Origin of the sequence: Bradyrhizobium sp. CCBAU 11386 (assembly GCF_028128955.1) — a bacterium.
In the GTDB taxonomy this organism is placed as follows: Bacteria; Pseudomonadota; Alphaproteobacteria; order Rhizobiales; family Xanthobacteraceae; genus Bradyrhizobium.
Window position 1 is genome coordinate 54,458 of record NZ_LBKA01000240.1, and the last position, 24,427, is coordinate 78,884.

General features: G+C 64.6%; 23 protein-coding genes. 5 read left to right on the top strand and 18 right to left on the bottom strand.

The genetic code is table 11. The features are described 5' to 3' along the window. Positions 1 to 8: 8 nt before the first annotated feature. Positions 9 to 875: a ParA family protein gene (locus tag XI09_RS26440; protein WP_271569452.1), complete on the top strand. Its 867-nt coding sequence runs from the start codon at positions 9 to 11 to the stop codon at positions 873 to 875. A gap of 158 nt (positions 876 to 1,033) precedes the next feature. After that, positions 1,034 to 1,918 (top strand): ParB/RepB/Spo0J family partition protein, encoded by an 885-nt coding sequence (locus XI09_RS26445; RefSeq protein ID WP_271569453.1) that lies wholly within the window; start codon positions 1,034 to 1,036, stop codon positions 1,916 to 1,918. Positions 1,919 to 2,193: 275 nt separating this feature from the next. Here XI09_RS26445 and holA read toward each other — a convergent pair whose 3' ends face one another. From holA to XI09_RS26465, 4 genes are all read right to left on the bottom strand, one after another. After that, positions 2,194 to 3,222 (bottom strand): DNA polymerase III subunit delta, encoded by a 1,029-nt coding sequence (gene holA / locus XI09_RS26450; RefSeq protein WP_271569454.1) that lies wholly within the window; start codon positions 3,220 to 3,222, stop codon positions 2,194 to 2,196. Between the two features lie 118 nt (positions 3,223 to 3,340). After that, positions 3,341 to 3,892 (bottom strand): LPS assembly lipoprotein LptE, encoded by a 552-nt coding sequence (locus XI09_RS26455; RefSeq protein WP_135178633.1) that lies wholly within the window; start codon positions 3,890 to 3,892, stop codon positions 3,341 to 3,343. Then, positions 3,879 to 6,503: a leucine--tRNA ligase gene (gene leuS / locus XI09_RS26460; RefSeq protein ID WP_271569455.1), complete on the bottom strand. Its 2,625-nt coding sequence runs from the start codon at positions 6,501 to 6,503 to the stop codon at positions 3,879 to 3,881. Before leuS ends, XI09_RS26455 begins: the two co-directional genes overlap by 14 nt. Before the next feature lie 281 nt (positions 6,504 to 6,784). Next, entirely contained in the window at positions 6,785 to 8,482 is a 1,698-nt protein-coding gene (locus tag XI09_RS26465) for a diguanylate cyclase domain-containing protein (protein ID WP_271569456.1), read from the bottom strand. Between the two features lie 108 nt (positions 8,483 to 8,590). Between XI09_RS26465 and XI09_RS26470 the strand changes: the two genes are divergently transcribed. Continuing rightward, the gene (locus tag XI09_RS26470) at positions 8,591 to 9,280 is read left to right on the top strand and encodes a YggS family pyridoxal phosphate-dependent enzyme (RefSeq protein ID WP_271569491.1); all 690 of its coding nucleotides are present in this window, start codon (positions 8,591 to 8,593) and stop codon (positions 9,278 to 9,280) included. Between the two features lie 166 nt (positions 9,281 to 9,446). On the opposite strand, the gene XI09_RS26475 is transcribed toward XI09_RS26470, so the two are convergent. Next, on the bottom strand, positions 9,447 to 10,232 hold the full coding sequence (locus XI09_RS26475; protein WP_271569457.1) for a 2-keto-4-pentenoate hydratase: 786 nt from the start codon (positions 10,230 to 10,232) through the stop codon (positions 9,447 to 9,449). A 6-nt stretch (positions 10,233 to 10,238) separates the two neighbouring features. Then, positions 10,239 to 10,808, bottom strand: coding sequence for a L,D-transpeptidase family protein (locus XI09_RS26480; RefSeq protein ID WP_271569458.1), 570 nt, complete (start codon positions 10,806 to 10,808; stop codon positions 10,239 to 10,241). A 203-nt stretch (positions 10,809 to 11,011) separates the two neighbouring features. On the opposite strand from XI09_RS26480, the gene XI09_RS26485 reads away from it, so the two are divergent. Together XI09_RS26485 and XI09_RS26490 are read left to right on the top strand one after the other, a co-directional pair. Further along, a complete protein-coding gene (locus tag XI09_RS26485) occupies positions 11,012 to 11,698 on the top strand; it encodes a response regulator transcription factor (RefSeq protein WP_008142830.1) in 687 nt (228 codons plus the stop codon). A gap of 58 nt (positions 11,699 to 11,756) precedes the next feature. Beyond that, the gene (locus XI09_RS26490) at positions 11,757 to 12,200 is read left to right on the top strand and encodes a cyclic nucleotide-binding domain-containing protein (protein WP_271569459.1); all 444 of its coding nucleotides are present in this window, start codon (positions 11,757 to 11,759) and stop codon (positions 12,198 to 12,200) included. A 122-nt stretch (positions 12,201 to 12,322) separates the two neighbouring features. On the opposite strand, the gene xth is transcribed toward XI09_RS26490, so the two are convergent. The 12 genes from xth to XI09_RS26550 all read right to left on the bottom strand — a co-directional run bounded on the left by xth (position 12,323) and on the right by XI09_RS26550 (position 24,243). Continuing rightward, positions 12,323 to 13,138 carry an exodeoxyribonuclease III gene (gene xth / locus XI09_RS26495; protein WP_271569460.1) on the bottom strand — a complete coding sequence of 272 codons (816 nt, stop codon included), beginning with the start codon at positions 13,136 to 13,138 and terminating at the stop codon, positions 12,323 to 12,325. 122 nt (positions 13,139 to 13,260) lie between these two features. Next, the gene (locus XI09_RS26500; RefSeq protein ID WP_271569492.1) at positions 13,261 to 14,016 is read right to left on the bottom strand and encodes an outer membrane lipoprotein carrier protein LolA; all 756 of its coding nucleotides are present in this window, start codon (positions 14,014 to 14,016) and stop codon (positions 13,261 to 13,263) included. A 151-nt stretch (positions 14,017 to 14,167) separates the two neighbouring features. Further along, positions 14,168 to 16,639, bottom strand: coding sequence for a DNA translocase FtsK (locus XI09_RS26505; RefSeq protein ID WP_271569461.1), 2,472 nt, complete (start codon positions 16,637 to 16,639; stop codon positions 14,168 to 14,170). A 9-nt stretch (positions 16,640 to 16,648) separates the two neighbouring features. After that, a complete protein-coding gene (locus XI09_RS26510) occupies positions 16,649 to 17,863 on the bottom strand; it encodes an aminotransferase class I/II-fold pyridoxal phosphate-dependent enzyme (protein ID WP_271569462.1) in 1,215 nt (404 codons plus the stop codon). A 335-nt stretch (positions 17,864 to 18,198) separates the two neighbouring features. Continuing rightward, positions 18,199 to 18,603 (bottom strand): GFA family protein, encoded by a 405-nt coding sequence (locus tag XI09_RS26515; RefSeq protein ID WP_271569463.1) that lies wholly within the window; start codon positions 18,601 to 18,603, stop codon positions 18,199 to 18,201. Between the two features lie 206 nt (positions 18,604 to 18,809). Beyond that, on the bottom strand, positions 18,810 to 20,258 hold the full coding sequence (locus XI09_RS26520) for an ammonium transporter (protein WP_271569464.1): 1,449 nt from the start codon (positions 20,256 to 20,258) through the stop codon (positions 18,810 to 18,812). Between the two features lie 37 nt (positions 20,259 to 20,295). Further along, positions 20,296 to 20,634: a P-II family nitrogen regulator gene (locus tag XI09_RS26525; protein WP_008142813.1), complete on the bottom strand. Its 339-nt coding sequence runs from the start codon at positions 20,632 to 20,634 to the stop codon at positions 20,296 to 20,298. A 446-nt stretch (positions 20,635 to 21,080) separates the two neighbouring features. Then, positions 21,081 to 21,683: an ATP-dependent Clp protease proteolytic subunit gene (locus tag XI09_RS26530; RefSeq protein WP_135178622.1), complete on the bottom strand. Its 603-nt coding sequence runs from the start codon at positions 21,681 to 21,683 to the stop codon at positions 21,081 to 21,083. A 46-nt stretch (positions 21,684 to 21,729) separates the two neighbouring features. Next, positions 21,730 to 22,083 carry an SRPBCC family protein gene (locus tag XI09_RS26535; RefSeq protein ID WP_271569465.1) on the bottom strand — a complete coding sequence of 118 codons (354 nt, stop codon included), beginning with the start codon at positions 22,081 to 22,083 and terminating at the stop codon, positions 21,730 to 21,732. Positions 22,084 to 22,127: 44 nt separating this feature from the next. After that, positions 22,128 to 22,442 carry an ArsR/SmtB family transcription factor gene (locus XI09_RS26540; RefSeq protein WP_271569466.1) on the bottom strand — a complete coding sequence of 105 codons (315 nt, stop codon included), beginning with the start codon at positions 22,440 to 22,442 and terminating at the stop codon, positions 22,128 to 22,130. Between the two features lie 85 nt (positions 22,443 to 22,527). After that, complete coding sequence (locus XI09_RS26545; protein WP_271569467.1) at positions 22,528 to 23,829, bottom strand: ammonium transporter; 1,302 nt, start codon at positions 23,827 to 23,829, stop codon at positions 22,528 to 22,530. Positions 23,830 to 23,904: 75 nt separating this feature from the next. Further along, positions 23,905 to 24,243, bottom strand: a complete 339-nt coding sequence (locus XI09_RS26550; protein WP_008142802.1) for a P-II family nitrogen regulator — start codon at positions 24,241 to 24,243, stop codon at positions 23,905 to 23,907. Positions 24,244 to 24,427 lie beyond the last annotated feature (184 nt).

Consider the following 24,427-nt stretch of genomic DNA (forward strand, 5'->3'; position numbering starts at 1 on the left):
GAATTGCGATGAGCGTGATTGACGGGCCGCAGCAAGAGCAGACCGCCCAGGAACAGGCTGTGGTCCCGCAGGGCCATCCGCGCATCCTCGCGCTGGCGAATCAAAAAGGCGGCGTGGGAAAAACAACCACAGCGATCAATCTCGGCACGGCGCTCGCCGCGATTGGCGAGCGCGTCCTGATCGTCGATCTCGATCCGCAGGGCAACGCCTCGACCGGTCTCGGCATCGATCGCCGCAACCGCTCCTGTTCGACCTACGACGTGCTGGTCGGCGAAGCGGCCTTGCGCGAAGCCGTGGTCTCGACCGCGGTGCCGCGGCTGCACATCGCGCCCTCGACCATGGATCTCTCCGGTCTCGAGCTCGAGCTCGGCACCACGCCCGGCCGCGCCTTCAAGTTGCGCGATGCGATCGGCGCGCTCAACAACAACGTCTCGCCGGATGCCGACTACACCTATGTGCTGATCGACTGCCCGCCCTCGCTCAACCTTCTGACGGTGAACGCGATGGCGGCGTCCGATGCGATCCTGGTGCCGCTCCAGTGCGAGTTCTTCGCGCTGGAAGGTCTGTCGCAATTGCTCCAGACGGTGGAGCAGGTGCGCTCGACGCTCAATCCGAACCTGTCGATCCACGGCATCGTGCTGACCATGTTCGACTCGCGCAACAACCTCTCGAACCAGGTCGTTGCCGACGTCCGCCAGTTCATGGGCGAGAAGGTCTACAAGACCATGATCCCGCGCAACGTGCGCATCTCGGAGGCGCCGTCCTACGGCAAGCCGGTGCTGGTCTACGATCTCAAATGCGTCGGCAGCGAAGCCTATTTGCGGCTCGCCACCGAAGTGATCCAGCGCGAGCGCGAGCTGCGTGTCTCGCATTGACGCTGCTGTCCGTAGGGTGGGTTAGCGCAGCGTAACCCACCAAGTCTCTCGCCCCGAGCTAACCAGTGGTGGGTTACGCTGCGCTAACCCACCCTACGATTCGACGATTTCGAAATTCAGTTCTGGAGTGCTGCACCGTGAATCCAAGGGAGCTGGCGATGGCCGACGAAGCGCGTTCGCGACTGGGCCGGGGTCTTGCAAGTCTGATCGGTGACGTCGGCGGCGAGGCTCAGCACGTCGATCGTCCGCGCGCGCAGCGCAAGGTGCCGATCGAATTCATCAAGCCCAATCCGCGCAACCCGCGCCGCACCTTTTCGGAAACCGAGCTCAAGGAGCTCAGCGATTCCATCAGGCAGCACGGCGTGATCCAGCCGATCGTGGTGCGTCCGGTGAAGGGCGCGCAGGATCGCTACGAGATCATCGCCGGCGAACGGCGCTGGCGCGCTTCGCAAATGGCCGGCCTGCATGAAGTGCCGATCGTGCCGGTCGACATCAGCGACAGCGATGCGCTGGAGTTCGCGATCATCGAGAACGTGCAGCGCGAAGACCTCAATCCGATGGAGGAGGCGCAGGGCTATCACGCGCTCGCGGGCGAGTTCAAACGCAGCCAGGACGACATCGCAAAAGTCGTCGGCAAGAGCCGCAGCCACGTCGCCAACATGATGCGGCTGACCAAGCTGCCGGCCGAGGTCCAGGCCTTGATCGCGACCGGCCAGCTGACGGCCGGTCACGCCCGCGCGCTGATCGGCGTGCCCGATCCGCTCGCGGCCGCCAGGCGCATCGTCGAGGAAGGCCTCAACGTCCGTCAGGCCGAGGCGCTCGCGCATGAAGAGGGCGTGCCGGAGCGCAAGCCGCAGAAGGCGCGCACCGGGGGCAAGGAAAAGGACCCTGACACGATCGATCTCGAAAAGCGCGTCAGCGACGCGCTCGGTCTCAAGGTCACCGTCAATCACCGCGACCCCGGCGGCTCGGTCCAGATCAACTACCGCAATCTCGACCAGCTCGACGAGGTGATGAAGCGGCTGGCCAAGGGCGCGTTCTAGACCGCGCTCGGTGTCGTCCTGGCGAAAGCCAGGACCCATACCGCGTGATCTAGCGATGGGAGCTGGTCGCAGTACCGGACCACGAATCTTCGTCAAACCCCTCCCTGGGGTAATGGGTCCTGGCTTTCGCCAGGACGACAGCTGAGTGTGTGGCGCACGTCTGCTTCCACATCGTCATTGCGAGCGCAGCGAAGCAATCCAGAATCTCTCTGCGGAAAGATCCTGGATTGCTTCGTCGCTTGCGCTCCTCGCAATGACGTGGAGAGAGCGGAGGCCTAGCCACGCCGCTTCGCGTTCGCGGCGATCGCCATCAGCGAGCGCTGGGCGATGGCGGCGGCGAGGGTGGATTGCTTGCGGGTGTCGAGCGCGGCGGTCGCGAGCTGCTCGATGATGGCGGCGAGCCGCGCCACGCTGAAATTGCGCAGCGCCGTCTCCACCGCCGGCTTTCGCGAAAAGTGCAGCCGCGGAAAGCCGCCGTCGAGTACGGTGGAGGCCGGCGTGCCGTCGGCGATCGCAAGCGCGGATTTGTGCAGCCACGCGGCCTGGCGCTGCGCGGCCGAGATGATCACGCCGGGATAGGTGCCGGCGATCATGGCTTTGGCGAACTCGGTCTCGACGATGTCGGGCCGGCCGGCGAAGGCGCCGTCGACGATCGGATCGAGCTTCAGCTCGGAAGCATCGGCGACCACCGCCATCACGTCTTCCAGCGTGATCTCGCCTTTGCCATGTGCATACAGCGTCAGCTTGCGCAGCTCGTTGCGCGAGGCCTGGCGGTCGCCGCCGAGGAACGACATCAGCGCCGCGCGGGCATCCTGCGCGATGCGCAAGTTCGCGATGCGGAGCTCGTCGTCCATCAGCTTGGCCAGGTCGCGCTCGGTGTCGGGATAGCAGCCGATCGCAACGGCCGTCTTGGCGCGCTCGCAAATCTTGCGCAGCGGCGACTCCGGCCGCAGCTCGCCGGCCTCGATCACGATGCGGCAATCCTTCACGCTCATCTCGGCCAGCGTGTCGATGCCGCTGGCAAAGCTGCGCGAGCCGGCGCGCACACGGATGGCGCGGCGACCGCCGAACAGCGGCACCGTCATGGCTTCGTCGACGAGACGCGACGGCTCGGCGGAGAGCTCGTCGCCGTCGAGCTTCACCAGTGAGAACGGATCGTTGGGATCGTCGACGGCGGAGGCGATCAGCGCATCGGCGCGTTCACGCACGAGGCCAGCGTCGGGACCGTAGAGCAGGATGATCGGCCGGCCCGCATCGGGGCGGGCGAGGAAGGTGTCGATCTCTTTTCCGCGCAGCGCGACCATGTTGTCTGATACCCGTCATTCCGGGGCGCCTCGTCAGAGGCGAACCCGGAATCCAGAGATTGGGGATCGAGATTCCGGGTTCATGCTTCGCATGCCCCGGAATGACGGAACTGATGAATCAGGTGCCCGCGGTGAAGAATGCGGCGAGCCGGGTATTGATGTTCTCGGCGATCTCGTTGGCGGCACGATCCTCCGCATCGCGCACCGCGCGGTTCCGGGAGAACCGCTGATAGGAGCCGGGCATGTCATAGGACACGCGCGAGAACGTGGTGCCGGTCATCACCGACTTGCCGGTCGCGACCTCGATCAGGTTGTACTGGCAGTCGATGCCGTAGTTTTCGCTGCTCGGCAGACCGGTATTGGGATCGACGATCAGGGACGACCGGCTGGAGGCGAAACGGATATCCAGGCGGTGGGTCGGCGGCATTCCCGTTGCCGTGCCGTAGAGCTTGAAGGCGAGGGCATTGCGGACTTCGACGCCGACGCGGGCCTCGCGCGAGGCATTGATCTTGTTGATCGGCGGGAGTTCGACCCCCATCAGCTTCTCGCGCAGGCCGGGGGTGCCGTCGGTACGCTCGGCATACATCGGCTGGAAGCAGCCGGCCGTCAGCGCCGCCAGAGCGGCCACCGCCAGCAAGCGGGCTGCGATACGGATCCTAGCCGACAACATTCACGATCCTCTTGGGGACGATGATCACCTTGCGGACGGGCTTGCCATCCAGGGCGAGTTTTACCGCATCGAGGGCCAAAACGGCAGCCTCGATTTCCGGATTCTGGGCCGCTGTTGCAACTGTGACCTCACCCCGCTTCTTGCCGTTGACCTGCACCACCAGGGTCACGCTGTCTTCAACCAGCAAATCGCGTTCGATTTGCGGCCAATCGGCCTCCGAAACCAGCCCTTTCTGGCCCAGCACCTGCCAGCACTCCTCGGCCAGATGCGGCATCATCGGGGAGAACAGCTGAACCAGGATCTGGCTGGCCTCCCAGATCGACCAGGCAAGGTCAGCCGCCGGCTGGCCGGGGCGCTGGAGCACCTCGGACAGGGCGTTGGCGAATTCGCGGATATGGGCGAGGCAGACGTTGAAGTGCAGCCGCTCGATCCCGGTGGTGACCTTGTCCAGCGCGCCATGGGCGGCCTTGCGCAAGGCGGTCGCATCCGCCCCGAACGAGGCCGGCCGGGCCGCCGGCGCGGCCTTGCCGAGTTCAACGGAATCGTTCACCAGCCGCCACAGCCGCTGCACGAAGCGTGAGGCGCCCTGGACGCGCTCGTCGCTCCAGATCACGTCGCGGTCGGGCGGGGAGTCCGACAGCATGAACCAGCGCGCGACGTCGGCGCCGTAGGTCTCGATGATGTCGTCCGGGTCGACGGTGTTCTTCTTCGACTTCGACATCTTTTCGATCGCACCGATCTGGATGTCTTCGCCCGTCGTCAGCAGGCTTGCGCGGCGCCCGTTGCCGCCGACTTCGATCTTGACCTCGGCCGGCTGCACATAGGTGCCGTCGGCCTTCTGGTAGGTCTCGTGCACCACCATGCCTTGCGTAAACATGCCGGCGAACGGCTCGTCCAGCGCAACGTGCCCGGTCGCCTTCATCGCGCGGGTGAAGAAGCGGCTGTAGAGCAGATGCAGGATCGCGTGCTCGACGCCGCCGATATACTGGTCGATCGGCAGCATCCGGTTGGCGACCGCGGGCGTCGTCGGCGCGTTCTCGTTCCAGGGATCGGTGAAGCGTGCAAAGTACCAGGACGAGTCCACGAAGGTGTCCATGGTGTCGGTTTCGCGCTGAGCCTTAGCCCCGCATTTGGGGCAGGTGACGTGCTTCCAGGTCGGATGATGGTCGAGCGCGTTGCCCGGCTTGTCGAAGGTCGCATCGTCAGGCAGCTTCACCGGCAGGTCGGCATCCGGCACCGGCACCACATCGCATGTCGGGCAATGGATGACGGGGATCGGGCAGCCCCAGTAACGCTGGCGCGAAATGCCCCAGTCGCGCAGGCGGAAATTCACCTGACGCTCGCCGACCGGCGCGTTGCCGCGCAGCTCGTTTTCGAGGCGTTTTGCAACCTCGTCCTTGGCCTGCTCGATGGTCATGCCGTCGAGAAAGCGCGAATTGATCATGCGGCCGTCACCGTCATAGGCGGTGTCGGTGATGACGAACGATTTCGGATCCTGGCCTTCGGGACACACCACCGGCGTGTTGCCGAGGCTGTACTTGTTGACGAAGTCGAGGTCGCGCTGGTCGTGCGCGGGGCAGCCAAAGATCGCGCCGGTGCCGTATTCCATCAGCACGAAGTTGGCGACATAGACCGGCAGCTTCCAGCTCGGATCGAACGGATGGATCGCGCGGATGCCGGTGTCGAAACCCTGCTTCTCCGCGGTGTCGATGATCTCCTGCGCGGTGCCGATCTTCTTGATCTCGGCGATGAACTCCGCAAGGTCAGGGTTCTTCGCGGCGGCCGCCGTCGCCAGCGGGTGATCCGCCGAGATCGCCATGAACTTCGCGCCGAACAGCGTGTCGGGGCGCGTCGTGAAAATCTTCAGCTCGCTCTCGCCGGCCGGCGTCGTCGCCTGGTCCAGCGCGAAACGGACCAGGAGACCCTCGGAGCGGCCGATCCAGTTGCGCTGCATCAGCCGCACCTTGTCGGGCCAGCGGTCGAGCGTATCCAGCGCGGACAAGAGCTCCTGCGAGTACTTCGTGATCTTGAAGACCCACTGGTTCATTTCCCGCTGCTCGACGACGGCACCGGAACGCCAGCCGCGGCCGTCGATCACCTGCTCGTTGGCGAGCACGGTCATGTCGACGGGGTCCCAGTTCACCTTGCGCTTCTCGCGCTCGGCAAGGCCCGCACGCAGGAAGTCCAGGAACATCTTCTGCTGGTGCTTGTAGTAGGAGGGATCGCAGGTCGCGATCTCGCGGCTCCAGTCCAGCGACAGCCCGATCGAGCGGAGCTGCTTCTTCATCGCCGCGATGTTGTCGTAGGTCCAGGCCTTCGGGGCCACCTTGCGCTCGATCGCAGCGTTCTCGGCCGGCAGGCCGAAGGCGTCCCAGCCCATCGGGTGCAGCACGTTGAACCCCTTGGCGCGCATGAAGCGGGCCAGCACGTCGCCGAGCGTGTAGTTCCGGACATGGCCGATATGGATGCGCCCGGACGGGTAGGGGAACATCTCGAGCACATAGTATTTCGGCCGCAAATCGTCGTTCCTGGAGACGAAGGTCGCCTTTTCGTCCCAGGCGGCTTGCCAGCGCGGTTCGGAATCGCGGGCGTTATAGCGTTCGGAGGTCATGGAATCGTTGGTTTTTTCGTGGGTTCGGCCGTCCTGAAGACGGCGGACTAGGCCACAAAAGCGGCCGTGGGGTCAACGGGTTGCCGCAAGGGGCAGGGCTGCTGGTCCGCCCGCACAGATACCGAGGGCGCCGTTGGGGGCGTGATCAAGGGGCCAATGCGAGGACGCGGCTGGCCAAGACCTCAATACCCGCGGCTGCCAGGGGCCGAACTTGCCGCCTGTGGCGAAATCGCGTGGGGACGGGAGACGATCTCGATCGCACCGAGGCCGCGGGCCAGCCGTCAGCCCGCCATCATCATGTCCGCCGCGCCGGTCTCGATCGCCTGCACGCCGTGCTCGACGACCTTGTTCCGGCCGCGGTGCTTGGCGGCGTAGAGCGCGGCGTCGGCGGCTTCGATCAGGTCGCCGGGGCGCAAGGCCTCGTTGGGCTTCGTTGCGGCAACGCCGATCGAGACGGTGACGATCATGTGGGCGGACGTGATGTGCGGCAGGCAGAGCTTCAGCACGGCCGCACGCACCAGCTCGCCGATCTCCACGGCGCGATTCACGTCGGTGTTGGGCAGCAACAGGCAGAATTCCTCGCCGCCGTAGCGCGCCGCAAAGCCCATCGTGTCGGCGGCGATGCCGGACAGCGACTCGCCGAGCCTGGTCAGGCAGGAATCGCCTTCGAGATGGCCGTAGGTGTCGTTGAAGAGCTTGAAGTGGTCGACGTCGATCATCAGCAGCGCGAGGTCGCTGCCATATTGCTGCGCGCGCATCCATTCGAAGTCGAGCCGGCTCTGGAAGCCGCGGCGGTTGGCGAGCCCCGACAGCATGTCGATCGAGGCCATCACCGTCAGGCGGTCGTTGCTCGCGATCAGCTCGCGCTCGCGCTGGCTCAGTTGCGCAGCCATCGCGTTGAATGCGCGGGCCAGCGGCACGAATTCGGCCGGCAGGCGATTGCGCGCCGCGCGCGCCGACAGATCGCCCTCGCCGAGACGCTTGGCCATGTCGGCGAGCATCTCGATCGGCTTGATCACGAGCTTTTCGGCGGCGATCAGCGCGCCGAGCAGGACGAATACGACGACGAAAGCGAGCTGGAGATAGGCGGTGCGGATGTCGCGGCTCACCGCCGCGGACACCTTGTCCTCGTCGATGCTGGCGATCAGCCGGGCGTTGGTGCCGGCGATGCGGATGTAGCTGACCGCGCGGCGGGAGCCGTCGGCGGCGAGGAAGGACAGCGAGCCCTCGTCCTGGTCCGACCGCAGCGCCCTGTCGGCGATTGCGGACATCAGCGGCATGTTGTCGAGGGGACGACCCACTGCGCTGTGCTGGTCGGCGGGTGCGGCCAGCACGGTTCCGGCGCTGTCGACCAGCACGGCAGTGATGCCGGCGCGGCCGCCGAGATTGCTCATGACCTTCGACATCCAGTCGAGGTTGACGGTGGCCAGCACGATCGCATCCGCTACGCCGCTGAACGCGGATACCGGGTACACCGCCATGACAGTCGGCGTCTGCACGGGCCGCGACAGGATGAAATCGCTCAGCACGAAGCGGCCGGTTTCCTGGGCCTGCTGGAAGTAAGGCCGGTCACTGAGGTCGAGGCCGACATACATGTTGTTGGTGGCGCACTGGATGCGGCCGTCCTGGCCGGCGATCAAAAGCGTGCGAATCCATGGAAGATTCGATGGCAGGCTCGCGCGCAGCACGTCGCAGCTCTTGCTGATGCCGCCGACGGAGGCGCGGATGAAGGCTTCCGATTTCAGGATGGTCTCGACCGACGAGATCACCTCGCGCTGCGCATCGGCGCTGTGCCTTGCGACGGTGTTGAACTCGGCAGCGGCGTGCGCGATCTGGCTCCTGCGCGTGTCCTCGAGCGAACGGATGCGCTCGAGCATCAAGGGCGCCACCAGAATCACCGCGAGCAATGCAAGCCGCGCCCGGATTCCGAGGACCTGCTTGAGTTTTGCCCGCTTGCGGTTGAAACTGACGTTTGCCATCTTCGCTACCCACCCCATGGGCCAAGGTAAAGCGAAGGGTTCAAAAACTCTTTCTTGAACTCGGTAAAATTGGACTTACCTCGGTTACGACCACAGCCAATCGATGTCATGACAGAAGCCAACGCCGCGCCGGTAACCGGCCATTCACCAAACGCGCTCGCCGCGGTCGAAGCCGAAATCGCGCGCGCCTGCAAGGACGCGCGGCGCGATCGCGCCTCGGTCACGCTGATCGCGGTGTCGAAAACCTTCGACGCGGATGCAATTACCCCGGTCATCGCCGCCGGGCAGCGCGTATTTGGCGAGAATCGGGTGCAGGAGGCCAAAGGCAAGTGGCCGGCGTTAACGTCCGTTTACCCCGATATCGCGCTGCATCTGATCGGGCCGCTGCAATCCAACAAGGCGAAAGAGGCGGTCGCGCTGTTCGACGCCATCCATTCGGTTGACCGCCCGAGCATTTGCCAGGCGTTAGCCAAGGAAATCGAATCCCAGAAGAAACATCCACAGCTCTTCGTTCAGATCAACACCGGCGAGGAGCCGCAGAAGGCCGGCGTCGCGCCCGGCGAGGCTGATGCTTTCCTCGCAAGCTGCCGCGACACCTATCGGCTGACGATCTCCGGACTGATGTGCATCCCGCCGGTCGACGAGCCACCGGCGGCGCATTTCGCGCTGACCGCCAAGATCGCCGCGCGCAATGGATTGAACAATCTCTCGATGGGCATGAGCGCGGATTTCGCCACCGCGATCATGTTAGGTGCCACGCATGTGCGCGTGGGGTCGGCGATCTTCGGGCATAGGTGATTGCCGTAAGCGAGGGCCGGGAGCCATACAAGCTCTCAAATTCGTCATTGCGAGCGTAGCGAAGCAATCCAGATTTCCTCTGCGGAAAGATTCTGGATTGCTTCGCTGCGCTCGCAATGACGCGTGGAGAGAGATGGTCTCGCAATGACAGCGGTGTGTGCCGCGTCTACGCAAACCCCACCGACACCTTCCCCAACACGCCGAAATCCACCGCAAAGTGATCGCCGGCCTGGATCGGCAGCGGCGGATGGCACGTGCCTGTGGTCACCACCTCTCCTGCCCGCAAGGTGATGCCGAGCCCGCGCAGCTCGTTGGCGAGCCAGGCGAGCGCAATGCGGGGATCGCCGAGCACGTTCTTGCCGTGGCCGATATAGCGCTCGCCGCGAAGCGTGATCTGCGGCCGTTCCGCGACGAGATCCATCGCGCGCCAGTTCGCAGGCGTCGCTGCACCCAGCACGAACAGATGCGCGCAGGCATTGTCGGCGATGAGCTGCGCCTCGCCGGCGCCGGCGAAATCGACGAAGCGCGAATCCGGAATCTCGATCGCGGGATGCAGGCTGTCGACGGCGGCCAGCACCTCGTCGACGGCAAACGGCGCCGCGCGCGGTGCCAGATCGCGTCCCATGCGGAAGCAAAATTCCGGCTCGCCGACGCGCATCGCGTTGCCCTTCATCGACGCGGTGCCGCCGTCGGCGATCAATGTGTCGCTCATGATGCGGCCGGCCAGCGGTCCCGTGACATTGATGTGCTTCTGTCCGGACTCGCTCGTTGCCGCGATCTTCCAGCCGAACAGTCTTCCGGACGATTGCCCTTCGAGCGCGGCCTGAATGGCGTAGCCCTCGGCGCGGGTCTGCGGCCGCAGAGGTCTCTCCAGCGCGTCGAGCTTGGTGCCGTCACGCCAGTGTTGAACGAGGACGCGCGATGCGGCGGCGATCTGATCCTTCTCGAGCATGTGCCCTCACCCGATGATGATTCTTGTTCGCGGGCCCAGCCGCCGCAGCAATTGCAGCATCGCGGATTTGGTCATGGAGACGCAGCCCGCGGTCGGTCCGAAATTGTCGCGGGCCAAATGCAGAAACACCGCGCTGCCGCGGCCGGCGATGCGCGGGCGCGTGTTGTGGTCGATTTCGATGATGAAGTCATAGAGATGGTCGGCCCGCTTGAGCCGGTCACCGCCCTGCCCCTCGCCGAGCCGGATTCCCTGGTTGTAATGACGATCCCGGGGATCCTCGCACCAGGCGTCCTCGCCGGTGATGATCCGCGCCGGCAGGAAGGTCTGCGGACGGCTGTGCCGGTCGCCCCGCCACCACAAGCGCCTGGGACGGAAGCTGCCCCTCGGGGTGCCGCCGTCGCCCTCGCGCTTGTTGGCGAGAATACCGCCCCGCCCCAGCGCCACCGGAATCGTCAGCTGTCCGGCCGTCAGCCAGCCGCGGCACGGATTACCGGCGGCAGGCTTAACGCGGATCGCGGTCAGCGGTCCGGGGCTTCGGTTCTTGATGTAACTAGCTGAAGCAGCGTTGTTTTTCATGTGAACGTGCGATGTCGAATTCATTACAGGACATTCATCAAAACGCCCTGCTATTCTGGGTTAGAGTGGTTCTGGCTTGTGAATCGGTAACAGCCCACTACTTCAACACGAACAACAATAATAACGGCGACCCCTAAACTTCCCCTCGCGGCTGGGCGCGGCATGCATGCGCGCCGAGCCGGACCCCAAAAGGATGATACCCTATGGCCAATGCCCGCAAGATCCTGATCGTGGATGACGATACCGATCTGCGCGATACGTTGGTGGAGCAATTATCGCTGCACGAAGAATTCGAAGCCTCCGCCGTCGATACCGGCGCCAAGGGTGCGAGCGCCGCAAAGGCCAATTCCCCCGATCTCGTTCTGATGGACGTCGGCCTCCCCGACACCGATGGCCGCGAGGTGGTCCGTTCCCTGCGCAAGGGTGGCTTCAAGGCCCCCATCATCATGCTGACCGGGCATGACACCGATTCCGACACGATTTTGGGCCTGGAATCCGGCGCCAACGACTACGTCGCAAAACCCTTCCGCTTCGCCGTGCTGCTGGCCCGCATCCGCGCCCAGCTCCGCCAGCACGAGGCCAGCGAGGATGCGGTGTTCTCGGTCGGCCCCTACAGCTTCCGGCCCGGCTCCAAGATGCTGACCGCCGCCAATGCGCGCAAGGTCCGGCTGACGGAGAAGGAAACCGCCATCCTCCGCTTCCTCTACCGCGCCGGTCAGATGCCGGTGTCGCGCGAGACCCTGCTCCAGGAGGTCTGGGGCTACAATTCCGGCGTTACCACCCACACGCTGGAAACCCACATCTACCGCCTCCGCCAGAAGATCGAGAAGGATGCCGCCAACCCGGAGATCCTGGTAACGGAAGCCGGTGGCTACAAGCTGGTGCCGTGATACGCTTCAGGGGCGTGCGAATCGTTTTAGATCGCGTGCCCTTGAGCCTCGGATCTGAATGTCAATCGACGACGACGTAGCGCTTCTCGAGCGGGTCCCGACATTGCGCCTGTTGGGAGACGCCTCGTTGCGCATGCTGGCGATCGGCTCCGAGCAGCGTGACTTCGTCCGCGGCGACATCCTGTTCAATCTCGGCGACGACGCCGATGCCGGCTTCGTGGTCCAGCGCGGCGCCTTCCGGGTCGAGGACGGCGCCGGCGCCGAGATGATCGCAGGTCCCGGCGCGCTGATCGGCGAGCTCGCGCTGGTGGTGCCGATGAAGCGGCCGTCGAGCGCGATCGCGCTGGAGCATTCCTCCGTCATCCGCGTCGCGCGCAGCCTGTTTCAGCGCGTGCTCGAAAGCGACCCCGCCGCCGCCGTTCGCCTGCGCGACGAATTCGCAGTTCGCTCCAGCCAGATCGCGAGCGATATCCTGATGGCCGGTGCGAAGCTGACACCGTAGGTCTCTCCGCTCGTCATTCCGGGGCGCGCAACGCGCGAACCCGGAAATCCATTCATCCACCAACTCTGCGGCTCCATGGATTCCGGGCTCGCGACTTCGTCCCGCCCCGGAATGACGTGACGTTACACCTCCAGCGTCACCGTGACAGGCACATGGTCCGACGGACGCTCCCAGCTCCGCGCGTCGCGGAGAATCTTGAAGTCCTGGACCGCGTCCTTCAGCGCGCGCGAGACCCAGATGTGGTCGAGGCGGCGGCCGCGGTCGCCGACGGTCCAGTCGGCGGAGCGGTAGCTCCACCACGTGTAGACCTTTTCCGACATCGGAATGCGCTCGCGCGCGACGTCGACCCATTCGCCGGCTGCGAGCGCCGCCTTCAGCTTCTCGGTTTCGACAGGCGTGTGCGAGACCACTTTGAGAAGCTGCTTGTGCGACCAGACGTCGTTCTCGTGCGGGGCGACGTTGAGATCGCCGACCAGGATGTGGCGGTCATCACCGCGTGGATGCAGCGGCTCGCAGGCCTTCATCTCGTCGAGAAAGCGCAGCTTGTGATCGAACTTCTCGTTCAGCGCGGGATCGGGAATGTCACCGCCGGCCGGCACGTAGAAATTATGCAGCACCAGCGGCTTTGTGATGTTGGCCTGCTCGCCGAAGGACACGGAAATGTGGCGCGAATCCACCTTGTCGCAGAAGGTGCGGATGTCCTTGGACTCGAACGGGATCTTCGAGACGATGGCGACGCCGTGATAGCCCTTCTGCCCGTTCAGCGCGACATGCTCATAGCCGAGCCGCTTGAAGCGCTTCAGTGGAAAGGCGTCGTCGATGCACTTCGTTTCCTGGAGGCACAGCACATCCGGCCGCGCGCTCTTGAGGAATTTCGCGACCAGATCGATGCGCAGCCGCACCGAATTGATATTCCAGGTTGTCAGGGAAAGACGCATGAGGGATGCGTCTTAGCAAGCTCTCGTAGGGTGGGCAAAGGCGCAAAGCGCCGTGCCCACCGTCTTTTCGAGCTCGGGATGCGCATGGTGGGCACGCTCCGCTTTGCCCACCCTACGCACCGTCAGCCCGGCGATGGACCGTAATTGGTGAAGTCGATCTTGAACATGCTGGGATCGAGCTTCTTGGTTGCGTCGAGATTGTAGATCGCGATCGTGGTGTCGTAGCCCTGCGGGTCGGTGACGGTCCACTGCTTCAGCTGGCCGTCCTTGGCGCCGAACATCAGCAAGAGGCGGCTGGTGCCGACCAGCGCCTGCTTCTCCTCGATGGTGACGCTGACGAAGACGTCGTCGGCCGAGACGTTGACAACATTGGTGTCCTTCATCAGGTCGATGCGATCGGACAGCAGGAAGCGCAGCGGCGTCTGCGACAGCGGGTAGACATCCTGGGTGGCGAGCTTGCGGTCGCGAACCACCAGCGACGATCCGTCGGCGACGATGTCGATCGGGCTCGGCGCGTCATATTCGAAGCGCACCTTGCCCGGCTTCTGGATGTAGAAATCGCCTTGCGTCTTGCTGCCGTCGGGGCCGACCTGGACGAAATTCCCGACCAGCGTCGACAGCGAGGACAGATAGGCGCTGACCTTGGCCGCCTGCGCCTTCTGGTTGGCGTCGAAGGTCTGGAAGATGCTGCTCGGCACGTTGCGGCGCGGATCCGGGATGATCGGATTCGGCGGCGTCTGGGTCGCGCCGGTGACCGCAGGCCCGCCGGCGGCCGGACCGTTATCGCGGCCCTTCGGCGCTGGCTTCGGCACGGGCACGGTCTGCGCGGACGACGCCGCGGTCACCATCGCGGCGGTGACGAGAAGCACGCCGGCCACACGCGCGCTTCGCGCGGCGATGGTGGCAGCGAATCGAATGTCCGGATGTCTGATCAACGCGTCGTCCTGTATGGCTAGGCGCCTTTTAGCGTGATTTCGGGCAAAAGCAGATATCGATTTTGCGTGAAATACTGTTTTGAGGCGGCTCGCCTCACATATGGCTGTCTTCTTCCTCGACCAGGATCTCGCGCTTGCCGGCGTGGTTGGCGGGACCGACAATGCCTTCCAGTTCCATGCGCTCCATCAGCGATGCGGCGCGGTTATAGCCGATTTGCAGGCGGCGCTGGATGTAGCTGGTCGAGGCCTTGCGGTCGCGTTTGACGATTGCAACCGCCTGCGCGAACAGGTCGCCGCCGCCATCGGCGCCCATGCCGGTGGCGTCGAACACCGCGCCATCCTCGTCCTCGGTCGGCTCTTCGGCCGTGACAGCCTCGAGATATTCCGGCTGGCCCTGCGTCTTGAGGTGACGCACCACCTTCTCGACTTCGTCGTCCGACGCAAACGGCCCGTGCACGCGGCTGATGCGGCCGCCGCCCGCCATGTAGAGCATGTCGCCCTGGCCGAGCAGCTGCTCGGCGCCCATCTCGCCCAGAATGGTGCGGCTGTCGATCTTCGAGGTGACCTGGAAGGCGATGCGGGTCGGGAAGTTCGCCTTGATGGTGCCGGTGATGACGTCGACGGACGGACGCTGCGTCGCCAGGATCACGTGCAGGCCGGCCGCGCGCGCCATCTGCGCGAGGCGCTGCACCGCGCCTTCGATGTCCTTGCCGGCGACCATCATCAGGTCGGCCATTTCGTCGACGATGATGACGATGTAGGGCAGCGGGTCGAGCGAGAGCTTCTCTTCCTCGTAGATCGCCTTGCCGGTCTCCTTGTCGAAGCCGGTGTGCACCGTGCGCGTCGGCTCCTCGCCCTTGGCTTTCAACTCGAGCAGGCGCGTGTTGTAGCCGTCGATGTTGCGCACACCGAGCTTGGCCATGTTCTTGTAGCGCTCCTCCATCTCGCGCACGGCCCATTTCAGCGCGACCACGGCCTTCTTCGGGTCGGTCACGACCGGCGTGAGCAGATGGGGAATGCCGTCATAGACGGAGAGTTCGAGCATCTTCGGATCGACCATGATCAGGCGGCACTGGTCCGGACGCAGCCGGTAGACCAGGCTGAGGATCATGGTGTTGATGGCGACCGATTTGCCCGAGCCGGTGGTGCCGGCGATCAGCATGTGCGGCGTGCGCGCGAGGTCGATGATGACGGGGTCGCCGCCGATGGTCTTGCCGAGGCAGAGCGGCAGCTTGGCGACCGTGTCGACGGTTTCCTTGGCGACCAGCAGCTCGCGCAGATAGACCTTTTCGCGATGGGCGTTCGGCAATTCGATGCCGATGGCATTGCGGCCGGGCACGACAGCGACGCGCGCCGACAGCGCGCTCATCGAGCGGGCGATGTCGTCAGCAAGTCCGATCACGCGCGACGATTTGATGCCGGGCGCCGGCTCCAGTTCGTACAGCGTGACGACGGGACCCGGATTGGCCTTCACGATCTCGCCGCGCACGCCGAAGTCTTGCAGCACGCCTTCGAGCGCGCGCGAATTGGCTTCCAGCTCGGCCTTGCTGAGCGGCTGGCGATCACCGGCCTTGGGCGCAGCCAGCACGGACACGGACGGAAGCTCGAACTTGTCGGAGGATTTCTTCGCAGCCTTCGGAGCAGCCTTCTTGCGCGGGGCGCGCGCGGCAGGCTCCTCCTCTTCCTCCTCGTCTTCCTCTTCCTCGTGCTCGTCCGCGTAGTCCTCGTCTTCGGACCGCGGCGAGATCGGGGGCGCGGCGCGGCCGCCGCCGAGATTCGGCTCCTGGCGGCTGAACGCAACGGCCTTGGTCTTCGGTCCGCTCGAGACCAGCGACCGATAAGCGGCGCCGAGTAGCCAGATCAGGCGTGCCTTGGTGCTCATCAATGCATGGAACAGCCAGCCCAGCGACACCGAGCCGCGATCGCTTTCCTCGTCTTCATCGAGCGGCTTGTCGTCATCCTCGATCTCGTTGAGCTCGTCGTCATGCTCGCGCGCGCCAAGACCGCAGGCGATCAGGAAAGTGGTGGCCATCGCCGCGAACAGGATCACACCCAGCACCGTGCGATAGATCGTGCCGGCCGGCCCGAAAATCACCGCGGGCGCGCGCACCAGGGCATCGCCGACCACGCCGCCGAGTCCGGTCGGCAGCGGCCATGCGCCGCCGTGCGGCCAGCAACTGACGAAGCCCGCGGCGATCACGGTGCAGAGAATCCAGGAGCCGAGCCGCAGCGCCTCGCGGTCGAACGGGCGATGGGTCATCATGCGCCAGCCCCAGACCGCGACCGTCAGGACCAGCATGATCGCGCCGAGGCCGAGGATCTGCATCGCAAGGTCCGCGCCGATCGCGCCGGCATAGCCGAGGATGTTGCGGATCGGCCGCGAGGTCGCGTGGCTGAGGCTTGGATCCTGCACCGACCAGGTCATGAGCGCGGCCGAGGCGAGCCCCGACAACGCGATCAGGCCGAGGCCGGCGAGCTCGCGCATACGCCGCGCCAGCCCCTCGCGGATCGAGGGCGGCAGATGACCGACCAGTGGAATGACACGTTCGATTGCCGACATGCTCACGGGCCCCGCCTAACCCAGAGTCTCGACCAGGCGGTGCAGCGCCTGTGCCGTGGTCTCGCCATCCTGCACCAGCGCGAGGCGAATGTAGCCTGCGCCGGGATTGAAGCCGTCGGGCTGGAGCCGCGCCAGATAGCTGCCGGGCACCACGCGCACGCCGGCTTCCTTGAAGAGCCTGAGCGTGATGGACACGTCGTCGCCGAGCCCGGACGTGTTGAGCCAGACGCAGAAGCCGCCGTCGGGCCGGCGATAGCCGTAACGATTGCCGATGATCTGGTCGGCGAGGTCGAACTTGATCCGGTAGAGCCTGCGGTTCTCCTCGACATGCGCTTCGTCGCCATAGGCGACGGTCGCGACATGCTGGAGCGGCACGGGCACCTGCGGCGCTGCGATGTTGCGCAGCTCGAGGAACATGCCGATGAACTTCTTGTCACCGGCGGCGAAGCCGACGCGCAGGCCCGGCAAATTGGAGCGCTTCGACAGCGACTGGAACGCAACCACGCGGGTGAAGTCGGGGCCGGCGCATTCGAGCGCGCTGCCCGGCGCCTCGCGGGTGTAGATCTCCGAATAGCACTCGTCGCTGAGGATCACGAAGCCGTAGCGGTCGGCGAGCTGCTTCAACCGCTTGAAATAGTCGGGCTTGGCGACCGAGCCCTGCGGATTGGCTGGCGAGGCGAGGTAGAACGCAACCGTGCGCGCCAGCGTCGCCTCGTCGATGGCGTCGAGATCGGGCAGGAAGCCGTTCTCGACGGTGGTCGGCAGATAGACCGGCTCGCAAGCCGCTGCGCGGGCGCCGGCGCCATAGACCGGATAGAACGGGTTCGGCATCAGGATGGCGGGCTTGCCGGGGCGCGGGCCGACATAGCGCGCGGCCGTGATCGCGGCGAGGAACAGCCCCTCGCGGCTGCCATTGAGGACGAGAATCTCGCGCGCGGGGTCGAGCGGTCGCGGCAGCTTGAAGCGCGACGACAGCCAGGCGCTCGCGGCCTTCCGGAACGGCTCGGTACCCTGGTTCATTGGGTAACGGCCGAAATCGGCGATGTGCTTGGCCAGCACCGGGCCGACGAAATCAGGCACGGGATGCTGGGGCTCCCCGACCGCAAGCGTAATCAACGGCTTGCCGGGTTGATGCGGGGCCAGCAGCTCGTTCAACCGGACGAAGGGCGAGCGTTCGTTGTCGGAACTTCCACCTTCCAGCGGCGCACGGGATGAAGCGGTCATAGCCATTCTGGACGCCAGCACTCTTGGAACAGCCGGTCGCACGAAAGCGCCGGCGGGAAGCGGTTCAGTTCACCATAGATAGGGCGAGGTTAAGACGCGATTAACCATCGGCCGCCGCCCCCGTCCAGAGCGGGAATATTGGGGCCGGATAACAACGGGATGCGTGGCGCGCTCGAGACCCTCGCGTCTCGTTCACAATCGGGGCTTCATGATGCCCTTGTCGGGGACGTGGATGTTTCGGCGATGTCATGCCCGGGCCTGTCCCGGGCATCCACGTTCTTGGGTGCAGCAGGAAAGGCCGTGGATGGCCGGGACAAGCCCGGCCCGCGAAATAGGCGTGCTCAGCGTCCCGGCAGTTTCTCGAACGTCGCCATGCCGGCGGGGATCGCGTGGAACTCCTGCTTGTCGCAGGTGTAGATCGCCATCTGCGGATGGAATTGCTCCGGCTCGTCCAGCGTGCCGACCTTCAAGATCGCGGCGGGAAGGCCCGGAACCTTGGTCACCAGATGGGTGCCGCATTCGGCGCAGAACTCGCGCGTCACGGCGCGCTCGAGGTCCTTGCGGGTGAACTGCTTGGGCTGCCCGATGATGTAGCTGAAGCCGGCCACCGGCATCGCGATGAAGGTGTTGGGCGCGCCGCCCGAGATGTACTGGCACTCGCGGCAATGACACTGCGCCTGCATCATCGGGTCGCCCTCGGCCACGTAGCGCACCTCGCCGCAATAGCATCCACCTTCCAAACGCATGACGACCTCCCGGTTTGTTGTTCGTTGTGGTCGATATTTCTGCGCCGGCAATCTGGAATGGCAATCCTTTTCTTTGCCGCGCGGCGCAAAAAGAAAGGGGCTCCAACTTGCGCTGGAGCCCCTCAACGGTCGGGGCATTGCCGGGTATGTGCCCAAACCGTAGTTGTGGACGCGCTCTCCGAGGAGACCGCGCCCGGGAGGAGAGGTTACATGTTGTAGGCGCGCTCGGTGTGCTCGGTGATGTCGAGGCCTTCACGCTCGCTCTCGACATTGGCGCGGAGGCCAACGATCACATCGACGACCTTGTAGAGGATCGCCGAACCGATGCCCGACCACACCAGCGTGGTGCAGACGCCCCAGAGCTGGGAGATCATCTGCGCCGCGAAGTCGTAATCGGCAACCTTCGGCGGGATCGCGGTGTAGTCGATGATGCCGGCGCCGCCGAGGGCGGGGTTCACCAGGATGCCGGTACCGAGAGCACCGACGATGCCGCCGATGCAGTGCACGCCGAACACGTCGAGGGAGTCATCGTAGCCGATCGCGTTCTTCACGACGGTGCAGAAGAACAGGCAGACCACGCCGACCACGAGACCGAGGACGATCGCACCCATGACGCCGGAGAAGCCGGCGGCAGGCGTGACGGCCACGAGACCCGCGACAGCGCCGGAGATGACGCCGAGCACCGACGGGTGACCCTTCACGATCCACTCCGCGAACATCCACGACAGCGCGGCGGCCGCGGTGGCGACGAAGGAGTTGGTCATGGCGAGGGCAGCGCCGCCGTTGGCTTCGAGGTTGGAGCCGGCGTTGAAGCCGAACCAGCCGACCCAGAGCAGCGAGGCGCCGATCATCGACAGGGTCAGCGAGTGCGGAGCCATCAGCTCCTTGCCGTAGCCGGTGCGCTTGCCGATCAAGAGAGCGCCGACGAGACCTGCGATGCCGGCGTTGATGTGCACCACGGTGCCGCCCGCGAAGTCGATCGCGCCCTTCTTGAAGATCCAGCCGGCGTCGGCGTTGATCTCGTCGAGCTTGGCCTGCGCCGCGGTCTTTGCCGCCGCATCAGTCGCCGCAGCCAGAGCCTTGGCCGCATCCTGGATCATGTCCGGGCCGGGCCAGTACCAGACCATGTGCGCGATCGGGAAGTAGATCAGCGTGACCCAGAGCGGGATGAAGAGAGCGATCGCCGAGAACTTCATGCGTTCGGCGAAGGCGCCGACGATGAGGGCGGGCGTGATCGCCGCGAAGGTCATCTGGAAGCACATGTAGATGAGCTCCGAGATGTTGGCGTCGACCGAGAAGGTCGCGGCCTTCGAGTCGGTGGTGACGCCCATCATGAAGGCCTTGGAGAAGCCGCCGATGAAGTCGGAACCGCCGGTGAAGGCGAGGCTGTAGCCGTACACGGCCCAGATTACGGTGACGACGCAGACGGTGTAGAAGACCTGCATCAGGACCGAGAGCATGTTCTTGGAACGGACGAGACCGCCGTAGAACAGCGCAAGACCCGGGATCGTCATCAACAGCACGAGGACTGTCGATGTCAGCATCCAGGCGTTGTCTCCCTTGTTGACCGTTGGCTCGGCATAGGCTGCGGTCGCAGCGAACAGGCCGACTGCGAGAGCCGCCAATCCCGCGCCATAGGGACGCTTGAACGTCATATTATTTACTCCTGATTGGATTAGGTTGAGCGCGAAATCAGAGGGCCGCGGCATCGGCCTCGCCGGTGCGGATACGAACCGCATGGTCGAGGTTGATGACGAAGATCTTGCCGTCGCCGATCTGTCCCGTTTTCGCAGCGGACGTGATGGCGTCGATGGTCTTGTCGACCTGGTCGGAGGCGACAGCGACCTCGATCTTGATCTTGGGCAGGAAACTCACGGCATATTCAGCGCCGCGATAGATTTCCGTATGGCCCTTCTGGCGACCATATCCCTTGACTTCCGTCACCGTGAGACCGTGAACGCCGATGGCGGTCAGGGCGTCACGGACTTCTTCCAGCTTGAATGGCTTGATAATCGCCATAACAATTTTCATGGGTCCTATCCCCGCTTGGGCCCGGTCCGGACGTGGCCGGGCGTTTCTCGACTGGTTCGCCACGAGGGAGAAGTTTCACTACGCGGGCACAGCCAGACCCCTAGAATCAAATGCCGTGCCAGAACGGGCGTGTTGCCTAACGGATTATGAAAGCGGGGGTTTTCGCGTTTTACGGGTGTTGCGGTGCAGTGCGCTATTACGTCGCGCTCAAAAGCTGGTCACCGCTGCTCAAAATAGATGCACGACAGGCTACCGACACAATGTTGCTCATGTGTCGGGCAGCAAAAAGGTATTTTATTAGGGGGGAGCTCGCTGAAGGGCTTCGCCGTGCTGCGAAATATCCAGTCCCTCGAGCTCGTGCTCACGGGATACGCGCAACCGACCGACCGGCATGAGCAGGCGAGGCTTACCGGATGGGGTATCCGGCTCAGGACCGCGTCGGACCATCAGGCGGCGTCGCGCTCCGCAAAAACCCTGTCGATCAATCCCCACTCGACCCCCTGCTGCGCGGTCATGAAGTGGTCGCGGTCCAGGGTCCGTTCCACCTCCTCCACCGGACGCCTGCAATGTTGCGCATAGAGCCGGATGATGCGCCGCTTGGTGTCCTGCATCTCGGTGGCATGGATCAGGATGTCGGACGCCTGGCCTTGAAAGCCGCCGAGTGGCTGATGCACGTGAAGGCTGGCATTGGGCAGGGCGGCGCGGTGACCGGGTTCGCCGGCCATCAGCAGGAACGAGCCCATGGAGCGTGCGGTGCCCATGCACAGCGTATGGACCGGCGCCTTGATGAACTGCATGGTGTCGTACATCGCCAGTCCACTGGTGATCACGCCGCCATAGGAATTGATGTAGAGATTGATCGGCTTGTTCGGATTCTCCGCCTCCAGGAACAGGAGTTGCGCGCAGACCAGTCCGGACATCGCATCATTGACCTCGCCGTTGAGGAAGATGATGCGCTCGCGCAAGAGCCGCGAATAGATGTCGAAGGATCGCTCGCCGCGGGTGGATTGTTCGACGACCATAGGGACGAGTTGAAGCATGTCGCGCATCGGCGACCTCCACTTTTGCAGATGTTGATGAAGTCTTTTTTTGCCGTCAGGCCGCGCGCATCAGGCAGCAATTGGTGTTGGCCGCCTGTGGCAGCTTTGATCGATCGTCGCAGGCTTGCTGAATGATGCGAAAGCGGGTGCCACCGACCTCGTTCGGTTCGATCCGGAAGATGACGTGGCTCTCACGAAACGGCGGTTCGGAATCGCGAAGCCGGTACCGCACCTCTTCGCCCGCGACCGATGATTCCGGCTCGGCGCCCGCAAGGTCGGAATTCGGCAGCCAGCGCTCGCGCAGGGCTGGAATGGTCACGGCGCGCCAGACCTTTGCCGGCGGGGCATCGAGATCATATTCGAGCACCAGGGCTGCGTCGGCGGGATCAGGCTTCACTGCGTCGCTCATTGATCCAGGTCCTTATTGGTCCAAATCCTTATTGATCCAAGTCCTTATTGATCCATGTCCTTCAGGAGATCGGCGAGTGCTTCCATGCGCTTCGGCCAGTAGGCGCGGTAGCGCGCAAGCCATGCCCCGATGGCGACGATTCCGTCCGGGTCGACTTCGTAGTTCACAAAGCGGCCCTGCCGCTGTTCACGCACCAGGCCTGCCGCGCGCAGCACCGCGAGATGCTGCGACATCGCCGGTTGACTGATCTCCAACCCGTCGCGCAAGGCGCTCGCATTCAGGCTTCCGCCAGCGAGCCTCTCAAAGACCTTTCGACGCGTCGGGTCGGCCAGCGCCTTGAAGATGTCGGCTTCGATCATGGCAACACATAAGCACACACTTATGTGTTGCGCAAGTCCCGAGTGACCTCAGGCTGCTCAGTGCTTCGAACCGGCCGCCCGCAGCCTACTGCAACGCCTCGCCGTGCTGCGAAATATCCAGTCCCTCGAGCTCGTGCTCACGGGATACGCGCAATGGCACGAACAGGCCGACCAGCTTGAGCAGGATGAAGCTGACCCCCGCCGACCAGACGAAGGTGACGGCGACCCCATAAAGCTGGATCAGAAGCTGCTGCGGATGGCCCTCGATCAGGCCGGAGGTGCCGCCGATGGCGCTGGTTGCGAACACCCCGGCGAGCAGGGTGCCGGTCAGCCCGCCGATGCCGTGGACGCCGAACACGTCGAGCGAATCGTCATAGTCGAAGCGGTGCTTCAGCCAGGTGCAGGCCCAGTAGCAAATCGCCCCGGCGATGATGCCGATGACGATGCCATGCCACGGCGCGACGAAGCCGGAGGCCGGCGTGATGGTGCCGAGGCCTGCCACCGCGCCGGAGATCATGCCGAGCACCGAGGGCTTGCGCCGCGTCGACCATTCGATCGCGCCCCAGGTCAGCGCGCCGGCGCAGGCGGCCAGATGCGTCGCGATGATCGCCAGCACCGCGCGCGAGTTGGCCGCGAGCGCCGAGCCGCCGTTGAAGCCGAACCAGCCGACCCACAACAGGCCGGTGCCCATCACGGCAAGCGAGAGGTCGAAGGGCGAGAGATTTTCGGTGCCGTAGCCGTGACGGCGTCCCATCACCTTCGCCGCGACGAGGCCGCCGGTGCCGGCCGACAGATGCACGACCAGGCCGCCGGCGAAATCCAGCACGCCCATGCTGGCGAGGAAGCCGCCGCCCCACACCCAATGCGCCAGTGGAATGTAGACGAAGATGAACCAGGCGACGGAGAACAGCAGATAAGCGGAGAACCGCATGCGGTCGGCGACCGAGCCCGCGACCAGCGCCACCGTGATGATCGCAAACGTCATCTGGTACAGCATGAACAGCGATTCCGGGATCGTCTTCGCCGCCGGGTTGACGCTATCAAGCGTCATGCCCGCCAGGAACCAGCGATCGAGCGTGCCGATCCAAGGGCCGTCGCCGACGAAGCAGAGCGAATAGCCGAACGCGACCCAGAGAATCGAGATCAGCGTCACCGCGGAAAGGCTCTGCGCCATCGTCGCCAGCACGTTCTTCTTGCGCACCATGCCGGAATAGAACAGCGCAAGGCCGGGGATCGTCATCATCAGCACCAGCGCGGTGGCGACGATCATCCAGGCGGTGTCGGCGGTGTTGATCTCGGAGCCTGCAGCGTGCGCCGGCGACGCAATGACCGACGCAAACCCGATCGGCGCGGCCATAGCAGCCGCGCGGCGCAACAATCCCGCCATGTCGTTTCCCCCAGCACAGTGATGACGTCGCACGCTGTGGCGTCGTTGCCCGGTGCGATCGAAGAAGAAGTCTTTTTAGAGCGCGTCGCTGTCGGTTTCGCCGGTGCGGATGCGCAGTGCGTGGTCGATCGGCGTGACGAAGATCTTGCCGTCGCCGATCTGCCCGGTGCGCGCGGTCGCGGTGATCACGGCGACCGCCTTGTCGGCGACGTCGGAGGCGACCGCGATCTCGATGCGCAGCTTCGGCAGGAAGTTCACGACATATTCCGCGCCGCGATAGATCTCGGTGTGGCCCTTCTGGCGGCCATAACCCTTCACCTCGGTCACGGTCATGCCGTGGACGCCGATTGCCGTCAGGGCCTGGCGGACCTCATCGAGCTTGAAGGGTTTGATGATCGCGACGACGAGTTTCATGGTCAGGCCTATTCCCCGGGATGCGCCGCGCCGTATGTCCCCGGCGCAGCGTCAATCTGGCATCTTTCCGGGCAAATGGCATAAAAAAGTTGCAGATTGAAGCGGAAAAACGTTTGGCGTTGTGAACGGCCGCCTCTGTACAGGGCAGCCGTTCATCCTTCACAATGCATTTTTGGCATGGATG